At 71.7% G+C, this 14,433-nt stretch carries 12 protein-coding genes; 8 read left to right on the forward strand and 4 right to left on the reverse strand.

The genetic code is table 11. The annotated features are described in order from the left end of the window. Nucleotides 1–3: 3 nt before the first annotated feature. Nucleotides 4–1,221 (reverse strand): hypothetical protein, encoded by a 1,218-nt coding sequence (locus JYA75_RS14735; protein ID WP_065922409.1) that lies wholly within the window; start codon nucleotides 1,219–1,221, stop codon nucleotides 4–6. A gap of 9 nt (nucleotides 1,222–1,230) precedes the next feature. Continuing rightward, nucleotides 1,231–2,835 carry a DEAD/DEAH box helicase gene (locus JYA75_RS14740; protein ID WP_185712831.1) on the reverse strand — a complete coding sequence of 535 codons (1,605 nt, stop codon included), beginning with the start codon at nucleotides 2,833–2,835 and terminating at the stop codon, nucleotides 1,231–1,233. Between the two features lie 205 nt (nucleotides 2,836–3,040). Between JYA75_RS14740 and JYA75_RS14745 the strand changes: the two genes are divergently transcribed. Continuing rightward, nucleotides 3,041–3,745, forward strand: coding sequence for a ferritin-like fold-containing protein (locus JYA75_RS14745; protein WP_203330134.1), 705 nt, complete (start codon nucleotides 3,041–3,043; stop codon nucleotides 3,743–3,745). A 46-nt stretch (nucleotides 3,746–3,791) separates the two neighbouring features. Beyond that, nucleotides 3,792–4,022 (forward strand): DUF3107 domain-containing protein, encoded by a 231-nt coding sequence (locus tag JYA75_RS14750; RefSeq protein WP_006942731.1) that lies wholly within the window; start codon nucleotides 3,792–3,794, stop codon nucleotides 4,020–4,022. 106 nt (nucleotides 4,023–4,128) lie between these two features. Here the strand turns inward: JYA75_RS14750 and JYA75_RS14755 are convergent, their stop codons facing one another. Continuing rightward, nucleotides 4,129–4,806 (reverse strand): TetR/AcrR family transcriptional regulator, encoded by a 678-nt coding sequence (locus JYA75_RS14755; RefSeq protein WP_006942732.1) that lies wholly within the window; start codon nucleotides 4,804–4,806, stop codon nucleotides 4,129–4,131. 349 nt (nucleotides 4,807–5,155) lie between these two features. Between JYA75_RS14755 and JYA75_RS14760 the strand changes: the two genes are divergently transcribed. The 3 genes from JYA75_RS14760 (at nucleotide 5,156) to JYA75_RS14770 (ending at nucleotide 8,255) form a co-directional block, all read left to right on the forward strand. After that, on the forward strand, nucleotides 5,156–6,079 hold the full coding sequence (locus JYA75_RS14760) for a DUF3152 domain-containing protein (protein WP_231386028.1): 924 nt from the start codon (nucleotides 5,156–5,158) through the stop codon (nucleotides 6,077–6,079). Nucleotides 6,080–6,128: 49 nt separating this feature from the next. Next, nucleotides 6,129–7,304, forward strand: a complete 1,176-nt coding sequence (moeZ, locus tag JYA75_RS14765; RefSeq protein ID WP_037200995.1) for an adenylyltransferase/sulfurtransferase MoeZ — start codon at nucleotides 6,129–6,131, stop codon at nucleotides 7,302–7,304. Nucleotides 7,305–7,400: 96 nt separating this feature from the next. Beyond that, nucleotides 7,401–8,255: a TIGR02569 family protein gene (locus JYA75_RS14770; RefSeq protein WP_006942736.1), complete on the forward strand. Its 855-nt coding sequence runs from the start codon at nucleotides 7,401–7,403 to the stop codon at nucleotides 8,253–8,255. Here JYA75_RS14770 and JYA75_RS14775 read toward each other — a convergent pair. After that, nucleotides 8,252–8,917: an FCD domain-containing protein gene (locus tag JYA75_RS14775; RefSeq protein WP_203330135.1), complete on the reverse strand. Its 666-nt coding sequence runs from the start codon at nucleotides 8,915–8,917 to the stop codon at nucleotides 8,252–8,254. The two genes, JYA75_RS14770 and JYA75_RS14775, sit on opposite strands and share 4 nt — an antisense overlap. 55 nt (nucleotides 8,918–8,972) lie before the next feature. Here JYA75_RS14775 and JYA75_RS14780 point away from each other — a divergent pair, with 55 nt between their 5' ends. From JYA75_RS14780 to nirB, 3 genes are all read left to right on the forward strand, one after another. After that, a complete protein-coding gene (locus JYA75_RS14780) occupies nucleotides 8,973–10,274 on the forward strand; it encodes an MFS transporter (protein WP_043797064.1) in 1,302 nt (433 codons plus the stop codon). Nucleotides 10,275–10,370: 96 nt separating this feature from the next. Further along, nucleotides 10,371–11,840 carry a nitrate/nitrite transporter gene (locus JYA75_RS14785; protein ID WP_029544583.1) on the forward strand — a complete coding sequence of 490 codons (1,470 nt, stop codon included), beginning with the start codon at nucleotides 10,371–10,373 and terminating at the stop codon, nucleotides 11,838–11,840. Between the two features lie 45 nt (nucleotides 11,841–11,885). Further along, nucleotides 11,886–14,399: a nitrite reductase large subunit NirB gene (gene nirB / locus JYA75_RS14790; protein ID WP_006942741.1), complete on the forward strand. Its 2,514-nt coding sequence runs from the start codon at nucleotides 11,886–11,888 to the stop codon at nucleotides 14,397–14,399. Nucleotides 14,400–14,433 lie beyond the last annotated feature (34 nt).

The raw sequence follows: 14,433 nt of genomic DNA on the forward strand, positions 1-14,433 counted from the left end.
GGCTCATCGCAGCACTACGACCTGCGGCCCGCGCTGCTCGAGCACCGAAGTCCCGGCGACCGCCACGTTCACCACTCCCGCCTCGTCGCGCACGACCGGAATCCGGCCCTGCACCGCCCCGGTGGCAGGCTCGACCACCGCGAGGGCGTCGCGCACCGGCAGCAGCAGGGCCCCGGCCATGGCGGCGCCGGTGCCCGTCGTCCCGGGCAGCGTCCACCGCGGCACCAGGTCGTCGCCGCCGAGGGCGACGGTCTCCGTGCCCGACCACCACGTGAGGAACGAACCCTGCACCGCGGCGGGGAACACCGCGTCCGGCGTCGCCGCGGCCGACAGCGGGTGCCGGGCGGTCAGCGTGCCGGCGGCGTCGTATCCGGCGAGAACGGGCCCGGAGGAGGCGGTGGGCGGCAGGTACAGCACCGTGCGCTCACCGCTCACCGCGACGACGCGCGTACCCATGTCGTCCGGCCCCAGTTCCGGCAGCACCGACGAGGCGATCTCCTTCGGCTGGGAGTCTGCCTCCGGGGTCGTCTCGAGCAGCGTCAACCGGTCCGCCTCTTCGCCCGGGCAGCGTTCGACGACCGCCAGCCGGGTGCTGCTGGCCGCGGCCGAGCGCAGCGTGCACCCGTTGCGGGGTTGCGCCCCCGGCACGACGGGCGCGTCCACGCGCCCGTACTCGAGCGTGCGCACGAGATCCGACCGCCACAGTTCGAGGCGGGTGTCGCCCCGCGAGATCACGTGGGTGTCGGCGGCGGTGAGGGTCACTGCGTCGTCGGCGTCGCTGGAACGCTGCGCCCCGCGCATCCCCGAATCGGGGACCAGCTGGGTCACCTGGCTGCATCCCCGCTGGTCGCGGTACACCGCCACGGCGGTGCGCCAGTCCTCCACGACCCCGCACAGCGGCATGTCGCGGCCGTAGCGCCACAGCTCGGCGCCCGAGTCGAGGGCGCGGCCGGTGACCGTGCCGCCGTCGCCGGTGACCACGACACCTCCGACCGCGATCGGACGGGAGGTCGCGCCGCTGGGGGCCCGCCACGCCTCCGTCAGCGTCGACGGCACCGCCGTCGCGGACGCCGGCGCGTCGGGTGCCGCGTCGGTCGTGACGGACACGGTGCCGCGTGCGTCCGACCGCAGCCAGACGACGCTCGCCGCCGCGACGACCGCGACGGCGAGCAGGAGGGCTGCGATCAGGTCCGCCCGGGTTCTGCGCTCCGGTGCGAGCATCGCGGCCGACTACTGGGCAGCCGAGGCCGTGACCGTGTCGCTCTTCGCCGTCGCGGAGGAACCGCCGCGGCGCCGGCGCCGGCGCCGGCGTGCGGGCGCCGCCGTCCCGTCCCCGGAGTCCTCGGCCTGCTCCGACGAGGCGCTCGTGTTCTCGGGTCCGGTGTTCTCGGCACTTCCGGAGTCGGGCCGGCCACCGCGGGTGCGCCGGCGGACCCGGGTGCGCTTGGGTCGTGCCGCGTCCTCGGCGGCCTCGGCGGCCTCCTCGCGGGCGGGCCGCTCCGCCGGCGCCTTGCGGACCGTGCCGGTCGTGCCTTCGGGGATGCCCAGCTCCTCGAACAGGTGCGGCGAACTCGAGTACGTCTCGACCGGGTCGGACAGGCCGAGGTCGAGGGCCTTGTCGATGAGCTGCCAGCGCGGGATGTCGTCCCAGTCGACCAGGGTGACGGCGATGCCGGTGCGCCCCGCCCGGCCGGTGCGGCCGATGCGGTGGACGTAGGTCTTCTCGTCCTCGGGGCACTGGTAGTTCACGACGTGGGTGACGTCGTCGATGTCGATCCCGCGGGCGGCCACGTCGGTGGCGACGAGCACGTCGATCTTGCCCTTGCGGAACCTGTCGAGGGCCTTCTCCCGGGCGATCTGCCCCAGGTCGCCGTGCACGGCTCCGACGGCGAAGCCGCGCTCGGCGAGCTCGTCGGCGACCTTCTGCGCGGTGCGCTTGGTGCGGGTGAAGATCATCGTGGCGCCCCGGCCCTCGGCCTGCAGCACCCGCGCCACCAGCTCCGCCTTGTCGAGTGCGTGCGCGCGGTAGACGAGCTGGTTGGTGCGCTCGTGCACCGCGGAGGACTCCGGCTCCTCGGCCCGGATGTGCGTCGGGCGCGTGAGGAAGGTGCGGGCGAGCGTGATGATCGGGCCGGGCATCGTCGCCGAGAACAGCATCGTCTGGCGGCGGTCGGGCACCATGCCGAGAATGCGCTCGATGTCCGGGAGGAAGCCGAGGTCGAGCATCTCGTCCGCCTCGTCCATCACCAGGATGCCGATCTTGCCGAGGATCAGGTGACCCTGGTTGGCGAGATCCAGCAGGCGGCCCGGGGTCCCGACAACGACGTCGACGCCCTTCTTCAGCACGTCGACCTGTGTCTCGTACGGGCGCCCGCCGTAGACGGACAGAACCTTCAGCGGTCCGTCGGCGCCGCGGAGATACTTGGCGGCGTTCTCGAGGTCCTGCGTGACCTGCAGGCACAGCTCGCGCGTCGGCACGATCACCAGGGCGCGGGGCGTTCCGTCGAGGGCGGTGGTGCCGGACGCGGTGGTGGTGAGGCGGTGCAGCAGCGGGACACCGAACCCGAAGGTCTTGCCCATGCCGGTGCGCGCCTGTCCGATCAGGTCGTCGCCGGCGAGGGCGAGGGGGAGCGTCAGCTCCTGGATGGCGAAGGTGCGCTCGATGCCCATCTCGGCGAGAGCGCGGACGATCTCGTCCCGCACGCCCAGCTCGCCGAACGTGGGCGGGGTGTGGGTGGAGTCGAGTTGGGCCGACACCGTGGTTTCGGTGGCGTCGTCTTCGTGGTCGACAGTGATCTTGCTCAGGGGTCTGGCCTTCCTGGTCTCGGCACGCACGCACGAGTGGAGAGGCGACCGGCCTGCGCCTCAGCGAGAGCGACCGGAACGGGCTCTGCGAGGCGCGGCAGCGATCTGCGATCGGGTGCGCGCACATCATCGGTGAAGTCCGCGGGGCCGGTGGTCGGCGCCTCGAGGCGCGGCCTTCCAGGACCATTGTACCGTGAGCCGCGCGGTCACCGGCTGGGTACTACGCTGTGTCGTCATGGGAGCCGAAACGTCGCCGTCCGCCGCAGAGTCTCGTCCACCCGCCGCTCCGGCGCGCGTCCCGGCCGATCATCCCGGCGTCGCCGAGTTGTTCGCGGTGCTCGCCTACGGTGAGATCTCGGCCTTCTACCGCCTCGCCGACGATGCACGGATGTCGCCGAGCCTGCAGGGGCGGGTGGCGTTCGCGAGCATGGCCGCCGCGGAGATGAGCCACTTCGAGACGCTGCACGCCGCGCTCACCGCGCGCGGCGTGGAGATCTACACGGCGATGGAGCCCTACCGGCGCGCCCTCGACGCGTACCACGCGTCCACGAACCCCTCGAACTGGCACGAGTCGCTGGTCAAGGCGTATGTCGGCGACGGCATCGCCGCCGACTTCTACCGCGAGATCGCCGGCACCCTCGCCCCCGAGGTGGCGGAGGTCGTGCGGGATGTCCTCGCCGAGACCGGGCACTCGGAGTTCGTGGTGCACGAGGTGCGCGAGGCGGTGCGGCGCAGCGCGGCCGACAAGGACCGGCTGATGCTGTGGGGACGGCGGCTGCTCGGCGAGGCCATCACCCAGGCGCAGTACGTGATGGCCCAGCGTGAGGACCTCACCGATCTGGTGATCGCCGCGTCCGGTGATCTCACCGACATTGCCGCGTTGTTCGACCGGATGCAGCTCGAGCACGCCGAGCGGATGGCGGTGCTGGGACTGCACTAGCCTGGGCGGGGACAGCTGTAGAGCCCTGAGAGTTCGGAGGTCGACCGTGGAGGTCAAGATCGGTGTTGCGGACAGTCCCCGCGAGCTCACCGTGATCAGCGAGCAGACGCCCGACGAGGTCGAGTCGCTCGTGGCGCAAGCCCTGGCCGGCGAGAAGGACGGCGTGCTGACACTCGTCGACGAGAAGGGCCGCAAGCTCATCGTGCAGGCGGCGCGGGTCACCTACGTCGAGATCGGCCCCGCCGACATTCGCAAGGTCGGGTTCGCGGCGACCTAGAACGACGGCATCACGACGAAGGGCCGGGGCTGCTGCCCCGGCCCTTCTGTCGTCGCGGGCGCGGCCCCGGCCCTGGGGTCGGCGCCGTCTGGTCGGCGCCTTCCGGTTACCGCCTGCGCAGCTCCGGCTGCAGCGGCACGTGCGAGAGTCCACCCCAGGCGAGAGCGACCGTGGTGTCGACGGCGTCCTCCTTCGGAATCGGCCGGGCGGCCTCGAGCCAGTAGCGGGCGGTGAACTGGCTGGTGCCGACGAGGCCGACCGCCAGGATGCGCGCCCGGTAGGGGTCCAGACCGGAGTCGTGGCTCACCAGGTCGAACACCGCGTCGACGCAGGCCTCGGTGGCCTGCTCCACGCGGTGGGCCACCTGCGGCTCGCCCATCAGGTCCGATTCGAACACCAGACGGAAACCCTGCGAGTCGTTGTCGACGAAGTCGAAGAACGCCTGCACCGCGGCGCGGACGCGCTGCCTGTTGTCGGTCGTCGACCGCAGGGCCTGGCGGACACCGGCGATCAGGCTGTCGACGTAGCTCTGCAGCACAGCGCAGTACAGTTCGAGCTTGCCGGGAAAGTGCTGGTACAGCACCGGCTTGCTGACCCCGGCGCACTCGGCGATCTCGTCCATGCCGGCCGCGTGGTATCCGCGGGTGACGAAGACTTCGCTGGCTGCAGCGAGGAGCTGGACCCGGCGCTCGTCCCGCGGCATCCGGGCGCCGCGTCGAGTGCCGGTGCCGTTGCCCGAGCTGGTGGCGCGGCCGGACGATGTCCGGGCTGCGAGTTCGGTCATGTCGCTCCCAATCCGAAAAATTCGTCGAAGTGATGCCTACCACTACGACGTGCAATCGTCTCTGCACGTTACAGGCCGGGGGGCCTCGAGGTGCCGTGCACCCCTACCCACGAGTATCCCAGCCGAAGGCCCACTGTGCGCGGCGCCACATCGGCGTGGCGGCGGTCGGCGCCCGCGCTCGGCGACCCGGCACGGCCGGCGACGGCCGTATGAGAGTCTGGCAACCGTGACCGACCGAGCAGGAGCCGGCGTGACGGACACACCGCGCCGCCCGGTGCGCAGTCCGCACCGGACACCCGAGGACCGGACGTCCGACCGGCGACGCAGCCGCGCCCCTTCCCACCAGCCTCTGCGAGCTCAGTGGGATCCCGTCTCGGGCGGGGAGAAGGTTCCTCGTCCGCCGCGCCCGGACCGCGGGGTGCGCAGGCAGACCCGGCTCGGCCGGTTCGTCGCGACCTACGGATGGCGGGCCTACGCCATCCCCGTCCTCGCGGTCCTCACGGTGATCGTCCTGGTGGATGCGCTGCGTACCGGTGGCAGCACGCCCGAGGCCACGGCGGCCGGGGACGCGGCGGCCGCATCCGGCGACGTGGTGGGCGTGCCCGCGCCGGTCGCGGACGGCACGTTCCCCGCCGATTTGCCGTCCGGCGCGCTCCCGGACGGCGGGCCGTTCACGGTGGCCGGCGCCGGCACCTGGCGGGTGGTGCCCGGGACCAGCGGTCAGGTCGGCACCGGCCGCGTCTACACCTACACCGTGGAGATCGAGGACGGGGTCGACGCCACCGGCTACGGCGGCGACGCGGCGTTCGCCCGGATGGTCGACGAGACCCTGGCCAACCCGAAGAGCTGGACACAGGACCCGGCGTTCGCGTTCCGTCGCGTCGATCAGGGCGTGCCCGACTTCCGGGTGTCGCTGACGTCCCAGATGACGATCCGGCAGGGCTGCGGGTACGACATCGAGCTGGAGGTGTCGTGCTACAACCCGGGCCTGGGCCGGGTCCTGCTCAACGAGCCGCGGTGGGTGCGTGGCGCCGTCGCATTCCAGGGTGACATCGGCTCCTACCGTCAGTATCAGATCAACCACGAGGTCGGGCACGCCATCGGCTTCGCCGCCCACGAGGGGTGCGGCAGCGACGGGGGCCTCGCGCCGATCATGATGCAGCAGTCCTTCGGCACCGCCAACGACGACATCGCCGGCCTCGATCCCGAGGGCCTCGTCCCCCGCGACGGACTCACCTGCAGGTTCAACCCGTGGCCGTATCCGCGGGCGTGAGGATGGGACAATCGGGTAACCGCCCGATCGAGCCGGCCGAGGAGCTGTCGTGAGCCCATTACCACCTCTGGTGGAACCCGCTGCGGACCTGACGCGCGAGGAGGTGGCCCGCTACAGCCGGCACCTGATCATCCCCGGGGTGGGGGTGGTGGGGCAGCGGCGGCTGAAGAACGCGCGGGTGCTGTGCATCGGCGCCGGCGGCCTGGGTTCGCCGGTGCTGCTCTACCTCGCCGCGGCGGGTGTCGGCACCCTCGGCATCGTCGAGTTCGACGATGTCGAATCGTCCAACCTGCAACGGCAGGTGATCCACGGGATCGCCGACGTGGGCCGCCCCAAGGGGGAGAGCGCCCGCGACACGATCCGCGGGATCAACGACAACGTGGAGGTGCGGCTGCACCCGGTGCGCCTGGACCCCGGCAACGCCGTCGCACTGTTCGAGCAGTACGACCTGATCCTCGACGGCACCGACAACTTCGCCACCCGCTACCTCGTCAACGACGCCGCGGTCCTCGCCGGCAAGCCGTACGTATGGGGGTCGATCTTCCGGTTCGAGGGACAGGTGTCGGTGTTCTGGGAGGCCGCACCGGACGGGCGGGGGCTGAACTACCGGGACCTGTACCCGGAGGCGCCGCCGCCCGGGATGGTCCCGTCCTGCGCCGAGGGCGGCGTGCTCGGGGTGCTCTGCGCGTCCGTCGGGTCGATCATGGCCACCGAGGCGGTCAAGCTGATCACCGGCATCGGCGAGTCGCTGCTCGGACGCCTGATGATCTATGACGCTCTCGCGATGAGCTACCGGACGGTGACGTTGCGCCGCGACCCGGGCCGGGTGCCGGTGACCGAGCTGGTCGACTACGAGTCCTTCTGCGGTGTGGTGCCGGACGACGGCGCAGCCGCCCTCGCCGAGTCCACCATCACCCCGACCGAGCTGCGCCGGCTGCTCGAGTCGGACCGGGAGATCGAGCTGATCGACGTGCGCGAGCCGGTCGAGTGGGACATCGTCCACATCGAGGGGGCGCGGCTGATCCCGAAGGACCGCATCCTCTCCGGCGAGGCGCTGGCGGAGCTGCCGCAGCACAGGCCGATCGTGCTGCACTGCAAGACGGGGATCCGCTCGGCCGAGGCCCTCGCGGTGCTGAAGGAGGCCGGTTTCGCGGACGCCACGCATCTGCAGGGCGGGGTGCTCGCGTGGGCGCAGCAGGTGGACCCTTCGCTGCCCGTGTACTGAGGGGAATACGGGGAAGATAACGATGCGGGAATGGTGTCCCCGGGTAACGGAGTGCCTTCCCCTCAACGGGGCGGCGCCGACTGTACGGTGTGCCCCGTGAGTCCCCTCGAACCCCCGCAGCACGTGCGCTCGACCTTCGGCCTCCGCGACGTCGAACCGGTCCCGCTCGGGGCGGACTGGGACGGTGGCTGGCGGTGCGGCGACGTGGTGCTCTCGCCGGTCGCCGACCATGCCCGCGCAGCGTGGTCGGCGAAGGTGCGCGAGACCCTCGGGGTCGACGGGGTGCGACTGGCGCGGCCCGTCCGCTCCACCGACGGCCGCTACGTCGTCTCCGGTTGGCGCGCCGACACCTACATCGTGGGCACCTCCGAACCGCGGCACGACGAGGTGGTGGCCCTGTCGCTGCGGCTGCACGCGGCCACCGCCCAGCTGGAGCGGCCGCGCTTCCTCATGCAGCCGCCCGTGGCGCCGTGGGAGGACGTCGACGTGTTCGTCGCCGCCGACCGCGCGGCGTGGGAGGCGGTGCCCCTGCGCACCGCCCGCGCCGCCGGCGCCCCGGAAACCGTCACTCCCGACGGACGCAAGAGCATCGACCTGATCAACCAGCTCGCGACGCTGCGCAAGCCGGTCCACCTGCCCGATCAGCTCGTGCACGGTGACCTGTTCGGCACCGTGCTCTTCGCAGGCAGCGCCGCGCCGGGCCTGACCGACATCACCCCCTACTGGCGGCCCGCGTCGTGGGCGGCCGGTGTCGCCGTCGTCGACGCGCTGTCGTGGGGCGGGGCCGACGACGAGCTCATCGGCCGGTGGGAGGACCTGCCGGAATGGCCGCAGATGCTGTTGCGCGCGGTGATGTTCCGGCTCGCCGTGCACGCCCTGCATCCGCGCTCCACGGAGGAGGCGTTCCCGGGGCTGGCACACACCTCGGATCTGGTGCGGCTGCTCCTCTAGCCTTCGCCGCCGCGCAGCTCCCCGAACATCGCGAGCGCGGCGGCGGTGGCGCGGCCGGGCTCTCCCGCGACGACGGCGAGCACCAGCTCGCGGTGCTCGTCGTGGAACCCCGCCCCCGTCTCGTCGACGCGGCGCCGGATCGTCTCCTCGATGACGGGCAGCAGCGAGTCGTAGAACTCGAGGTACACGGCGTTGTGGCTGGCCTCGGCGATCGCGCGGTGCAGGGCGACGTCGGCGGCGAGGGCGGCGGCCGAACGCGGGTCGGCCCACGCGCGCATCCGCGCGTCGAACAGTTCGGTCAGGTGCGCGGCGTCCGCGTCGGTGCGGCGCCGGGCGGCGAGCGCTGCGGCGGTGACGTCCAGCGCCTGCCGCAGTTCGAGCACGTCCTGCTCGTGGGCGTCGGCGAAGTAGGTGCCGAGAGCGCTGCCCACCTCCGAGGTGGCGACGACGTAGGTGCCCGAGCCCTGCCGCCGCTCCAGCAGCCCCGAGTGCACGAGCGCCTGCACGGCTTCGCGCACGGTGTTGCGGCCCGTCCCGGTCAGCTCGGCCAGGGCGGGTTCGGGAGGGATGCGGGTGCCCACCGCCCAGGCGCCGGTACGGATCTGGTCGCGCAACTGCTCGGTGACCTGGGCGATGAGGCTGGTGCGTCGCACGGTGCGCATGGGGATCCTTCCTGCATCCGGAAAACACCTTCGACGATAGACGTCGGGTCATCCTATGATTTCGCTCGTGGCTGTCACCGGTGCCGGATCCTCGTCCCCGTCCCTCCTGCGGGGACGGCTCCTGGTCTTCGTTGCGATCGTGATGTCCGCGCTCACGCTGCGCCTCGCCGTGACCTCGTTCAGCCCGCTCGCCGAGCAGATCCGCGCCGAGCTCGGTTTCGCGCCCGCCGTGGTGGGCGTGTTCGGCATGGTGCCGACCGCGATGTTCGCGGTGTTCGGGCTGCTCACCCCCGTCATCGCGCGCCGGGCCGGGCTCGAGGCCACGGCCCTCGTCGCGATGCTGGCCGCCGGATTCGGCATGGCAGCGCGCGCGCTGACCCACGAGACGTGGACACTGCTCGCGTTCTCCGCGCTCGCGCTCGCCGGGATGGGGGTCGGCAACGTGGTGATCCCGCCACTGGTCAAGAGGTACTTCTCCGACCGGCTCGCGGTCGTGAGCACCGTGTACATCGTCGGCGTCCAGATCGGGACGGTGCTGCCGGCCCTCGCGGCGGTCCCCGTCGCCGAGGCCGCCGGGTGGCGCTGGTCCATCGGGCTGTGGGCGGCGTGGGCGTTCGCCGCGGCGATCCCGTGGATCGGCGTCCTGTACCGGGCCCGCGGCACGCGTCCGGCCGCCGGCGACGCGCCGCACTCCCAGCCCACGCCCGGCCGGGTGTGGCGCTCGCCCGTCGCGTGGGGCATGGCCGGCATGTTCGGCATGACCTCGCTGATCACCTACTCGATGTTCACCTGGATCCCCGCGGTGCTGCTCGACGCCGGCGGCAGCGAGGCGCTCGGCGGCGCCATGATCGCCCTGTTCTCGTTCGTCGGCCTGACCGCCTCGTTCGTCGCTCCCGCCGCGTGCGCCCGCATGCGGGATCCGTTCCCGCTCGTCGTCGTGTGCGTGGCGTGCTACGCGGTGGGGTTCACCGGTCTGCTGCTCGCGCCGCTGACGGCCACGGCGCTGTGGGTGCTGGCGATCGGCGTCGGGCCGACCACGTTCCCCATGGCGCTCACCCTGATCAACCTGCGCACCCGCACCCACGCAGCGTCCGCCGCACTGTCCGGCTTCACCCAGGGTCTCGGCTACACCGTCGCGTGTCTCGGCCCGGTGCTGGTCGGTGTGCTGCGCGAGGCCACCGGCGGCTGGACGGCGCCGTTCGCGTTCCTCGGGTGTGCGGCGCTCGTGGTGCTCGTCGCCGGCCGGGTCGCCTGCCGGCCCCGGTACGTCGAGGACACCTGGGGCGGTTCCGGTGCCGGTCCACAGCCCGCGAGCACCCGCGGCGCCGACCTCACGGAGGCCTCCTGCCGCAGGTGAGCATCTCTTGACGCGGCAGTCACCAAGGGCAGCACCGCGGCAACACCCGTTTCCTACCTTGGGTCCATCGATACCGACCCGAGGAAGGGGCATGGGGTGGCCGCAACGACCGGAGTATCACCGACCGAAGGCCTGCGTGCGAAGTTCGCGCGCAAGCACCGCATCGAACACTGGGACGCCGAGGACACGGCGGCATGGGAAGCCGGCGGCAAGGAGATCGCGAAGCGGAACCTGATCTGGTCCGTCCTGGCCGAGCACGTCGGCTTCTCCGTCTGGTCCATCTGGTCCGTGATGGTGCTGTTCATGCCGGCCGACGTCTACGGCATCGATCCCGCCGGCAAGTTCTTCCTCGTCGCGGTGCCCACCCTGGTGGGCTCGCTGCTACGCATTCCCTACACCGTCGCCACGGCCCGGTTCGGCGGTCGGAACTGGACGGTGTTCAGCGCGCTGGTGCTGCTGATCCCCACCGTCGCGGCCCTGTACCTGATGCTCAACCCCGGCTTCTCGTACACCACCTTCCTGGTGGTGGCCGCGGTCGCCGGACTCGGCGGCGGCAACTTCGCCTCGTCGATGACCAACATCAACGCCTTCTACCCGCAGCGGCTCAAGGGCTGGGCGCTGGGCCTGAACGCGGGCGGCGGCAACATCGGCGTGCCGGTGGTCCAGCTCGTCGGCCTGCTCGTCATCGCCACCGTCGGCAACACCGAGCCGTGGATCGTGTGTGCCGTCTACCTGGTGCTGTGTGCCTTCGCCGCGCTCGGCGCGGCCCTGTTCATGGACAACCTCGGTGACCAGCGCGCCGACCTGCGGGCGATGGGCGAATCCCTGAGGTACCGCGACTCGTGGATCCTCAGCTTCCTCTACATCGGCACCTTCGGCTCCTTCATCGGCTTCAGCTTCGCGTTCGGGCAGGTGCTGCAGATCAACTTCCTGGCCGGGGGCGCGACCGCCGCCGAGGCCTCCCTGCACGCCGCGCAGATCGCGTTCATCGGCCCGCTGCTCGGCTCGATCGCCCGGCCCCTCGGCGGCAAGCTGGCCGACCGGATCGGGGGCGGCCGGATCACGCTGTACACGTTCGCGGCAATGGCCCTCGCGGCGGGACTGCTCGTCACCGCCGGCACCCTCGACGACGCCACCGCCGGCGCCGCCACCGGCGGCATCATGGTGACCTTCGTCCTCGGGTTCATCGCCCTGTTCCTGCTCTCGGGCATCGGCAACGGCTCCGTCTACAAGATGATCCCGTCCATCTTCGAGGCCAAGGCGCAGAGCCTCGACTCGCTCGACCGGGCCGGGAAGGCCGCATGGGCGCGCAGCATGTCCGGCGCCCTGATCGGATTCGCCGGCGCCATCGGCGGACTCGGCGGCGTCGGGATCAACCTGGTGCTGCGCGCGTCCTACAGCAGCGAAGCCAAGTCGGCGACCATGGCGTTCTGGGTGTTCCTCGCCTTCTACCTGGTCTGCATCGTCGTCACCTGGGCCGTGTTCCTGCGCCGACCCACCGCCCCGCCCGCGGAGACGCCCGCACCGCGCGACGTCACCGCCGACACGGTGGCCACCCGCGTCTGACCGCGGCCGGCCCCCCATCACGTACGCAAGGAAGAAGGAAACGGTATGAGCCACAAGTCTGTTGTCGTCGTCGGACACGGCATGGTGGGCCACCGCTTCGTCGAGGCGCTGCGCGCCCGCGACGAGAAGAACCTCTGGTCGGTGACGGTGCTGTGCGAGGAACCGCTGCCCGCCTACGACCGCGTGGGACTGTCCTCCTATGTCGGCTCGTGGGATTCGAAGGAACTCGCCCTCGCCGGCAACGAGTACGAGGGCGACGACCTGGTCGAGCTGAGGATCGGCACCCGGGCCGCGGCGATCGACCGTGCCGGGCGCACCGTCACCACCGACGCCGGTGAGGTGATCGGGTACGACGCGCTCGTCCTGGCCACCGGCTCGTACCCCTTCGTCCCGCCGATTCCCGGCAAGGATCTGGCCGGGTGCTTCGTCTACCGGACCCTCGACGACCTGGACGGCATCCGGGCCGGCGCGGAGCGGGCCGCTCCGGGAGCGGTCGGCGTCGTCGTCGGCGGCGGGCTCCTCGGCCTCGAGGCGGCCAACGCGCTGCGGATGCTGGGCATGACGCCGCACGTCGTCGAGTTCGCCCCCCGGCTCATGCCGCTGCAGGTCGACGAGGGCGGCGGTGCGCTCCTCGCCCGGCTCGTCACCGATCTCGGGCTGACGGTGCACACGGGCGTCGGCACCGCCGGCATCACCGAGGGCCCCGGCGGGTTGAGGGTGGAACTGTCCGACGGGTCGGTGATCGACGCCGCGCTGCTCGTGTTCTCCGCAGGCGTCCGTCCCCAGGACGGGCTGGCCCGCGACGCGGGGCTCGAGCTGGGCCCGCGCGGCGGTGTCCGCACCGACCTCGGCTGCCGCAGCACGACCGACGACGCGGTCTACGCGATCGGCGAGTGCGCGGCCGTCGAGGGCACCTGCTACGGCCTCGTCGCCCCCGGCTACAGCACGGCCGAGGTGGTGGCCGACCGGCTCCTCGGCGGCGCCGCCGAGTTCCCGGGCGCCGACCTGTCCACGAAGCTCAAGCTGCTCGGCGTCGACGTCGCGAGCTTCGGCGACGCGCACGCCACCACTCCGGGCGCCCTCGAGGTCGTGCTGTCGGACGCCGCGAAGGGCACCTACGCCAAGCTGGTCGTCTCGGACGACGCGAAGACACTGCTCGGCGGCATCCTCGTCGGCGACGCCTCCGCGTACGGGTCGCTGCGGCCGCTCGTCGGCCGGGAGCTGCCCGGCGACCCCGCGGCGCTGATCTCCCCGGCGGGAGAGAAGCCGGGCGCCGGGTCGCTGCCCGACGACGCCGAGGTGTGCTCCTGCAACGGAGTCACCAAGGGGACGATCTGCGGTGCCATCGCGGACGGCGCGTGCGACATCGCCCAGGTCAAGGCCTGCACCGGCGCCGGCACCACGTGCGGCGGCTGCCTGCCCACCGTCAAGCAGCTCCTCGCGGCGTCCGGTGTGGTCATGTCGAAGTCCTTGTGCGAGCACTTCGAGCAGTCCCGGGCCGAGCTGTTCCAGATCGTGCAGGCCACGAACACCCGCACGTTCTCGGCACTGATCTCCAAGTACGGCCAGGGGACCGGCTGCGACATCTGCAAGCCCGTCGTCGCCTCGATCCTCGCCTCGACCGACTCGGACCACATCCTGGGCCGGCAGCAGGCGGCGCTGCAGGACACCAACGACCACTTCCTGGCCAACATCCAGAAGAACGGCACCTACTCGGTGGTGCCGCGGATGCCCGGCGGGGAGTGCACCCCCGAGCAGCTCATCGTCATCGGCGAGATCGCCCGCGACTTCGGCTTGTACGTCAAGATGACCGGCGGCCAGCGCATCGACCTGTTCGGTGCGCGGGTCGAGCAGCTGCCGCTCATCTGGCAGCGGCTCGTCGACGCCGGCATGGAATCCGGCCAGGCGTACGGCAAGTCCCTGCGCACCGTGAAGAGCTGCGTGGGCTCGACGTGGTGCCGGTACGGCGTGCAGGACTCGGTCGGCATGGCGGTCGACCTCGAGCTGCGCTACCGCGGGCTGCGCTCACCGCACAAGCTCAAGTTCGGCGTTTCCGGCTGCGCCCGCGAGTGCGCCGAGGCGCGCGGCAAGGACGTCGGGGTGATCGCCACGGAGAACGGCTGGAACCTGTACGTGTGCGGCAACGGCGGCCAGTCGCCCAAGCATGCGCAGCTGCTCGCCGGTGGTCTCGACGACGAGACGCTCGTCAAGTACATCGACCGGTTCCTGATGTTCTACGTGCGCACCGCCGATCGCCTGCAGCGCACCGCGCCCTGGCTCGAGTCCCTCGAGGGTGGGCTCGAGCACCTCCGGGCGGTGGTGTGCGAGGACAGCCTCGGCATCGGCGACGAGCTCGAGGCGGCGATGGCCAAGCACGTCGCCGGGTACCGGGACGAGTGGAAGGGAGTGCTCGAGGACCCCGAGAAGCTGTCCCGGTTCGTGTCGTTCGTCAACGCGCCCGAGGTGGCCGACCCGACCGTGCGGTTCGACGACTCGGGCAAGCGGAAGGTGCCGGTGCTGGTCGGAATGCCCTCTTACCGTGAGGGAATCTCGGGTTAACGCCCGAGAAACACCGGCCCCGGAGAATTCCGTC

The organism is Rhodococcus sp. PSBB066 (assembly GCF_017068255.1).
Lineage (GTDB): Bacteria > Actinomycetota > Actinomycetes > Mycobacteriales > Mycobacteriaceae > Rhodococcus > Rhodococcus aetherivorans.

Coding starts and splice junctions, on each gene's coding strand:
- JYA75_RS14735 (WP_065922409.1), bottom strand. CDS start 1,221: ATGCTCGCACCGGAGCGCAGAACCCGGGCGGACCTGATCGCAGCCCTC.
- JYA75_RS14745 (WP_203330134.1), top strand. CDS start 3,041: ATGGGAGCCGAAACGTCGCCGTCCGCCGCAGAGTCTCGTCCACCCGCC.
- JYA75_RS14755 (WP_006942732.1), bottom strand. CDS start 4,806: ATGACCGAACTCGCAGCCCGGACATCGTCCGGCCGCGCCACCAGCTCG.
- JYA75_RS14775 (WP_203330135.1), bottom strand. CDS start 8,917: ATGCGCACCGTGCGACGCACCAGCCTCATCGCCCAGGTCACCGAGCAG.
- JYA75_RS14780 (WP_043797064.1), top strand. CDS start 8,973: ATGATTTCGCTCGTGGCTGTCACCGGTGCCGGATCCTCGTCCCCGTCC.
- nirB (WP_006942741.1), top strand. CDS start 11,886: ATGAGCCACAAGTCTGTTGTCGTCGTCGGACACGGCATGGTGGGCCAC.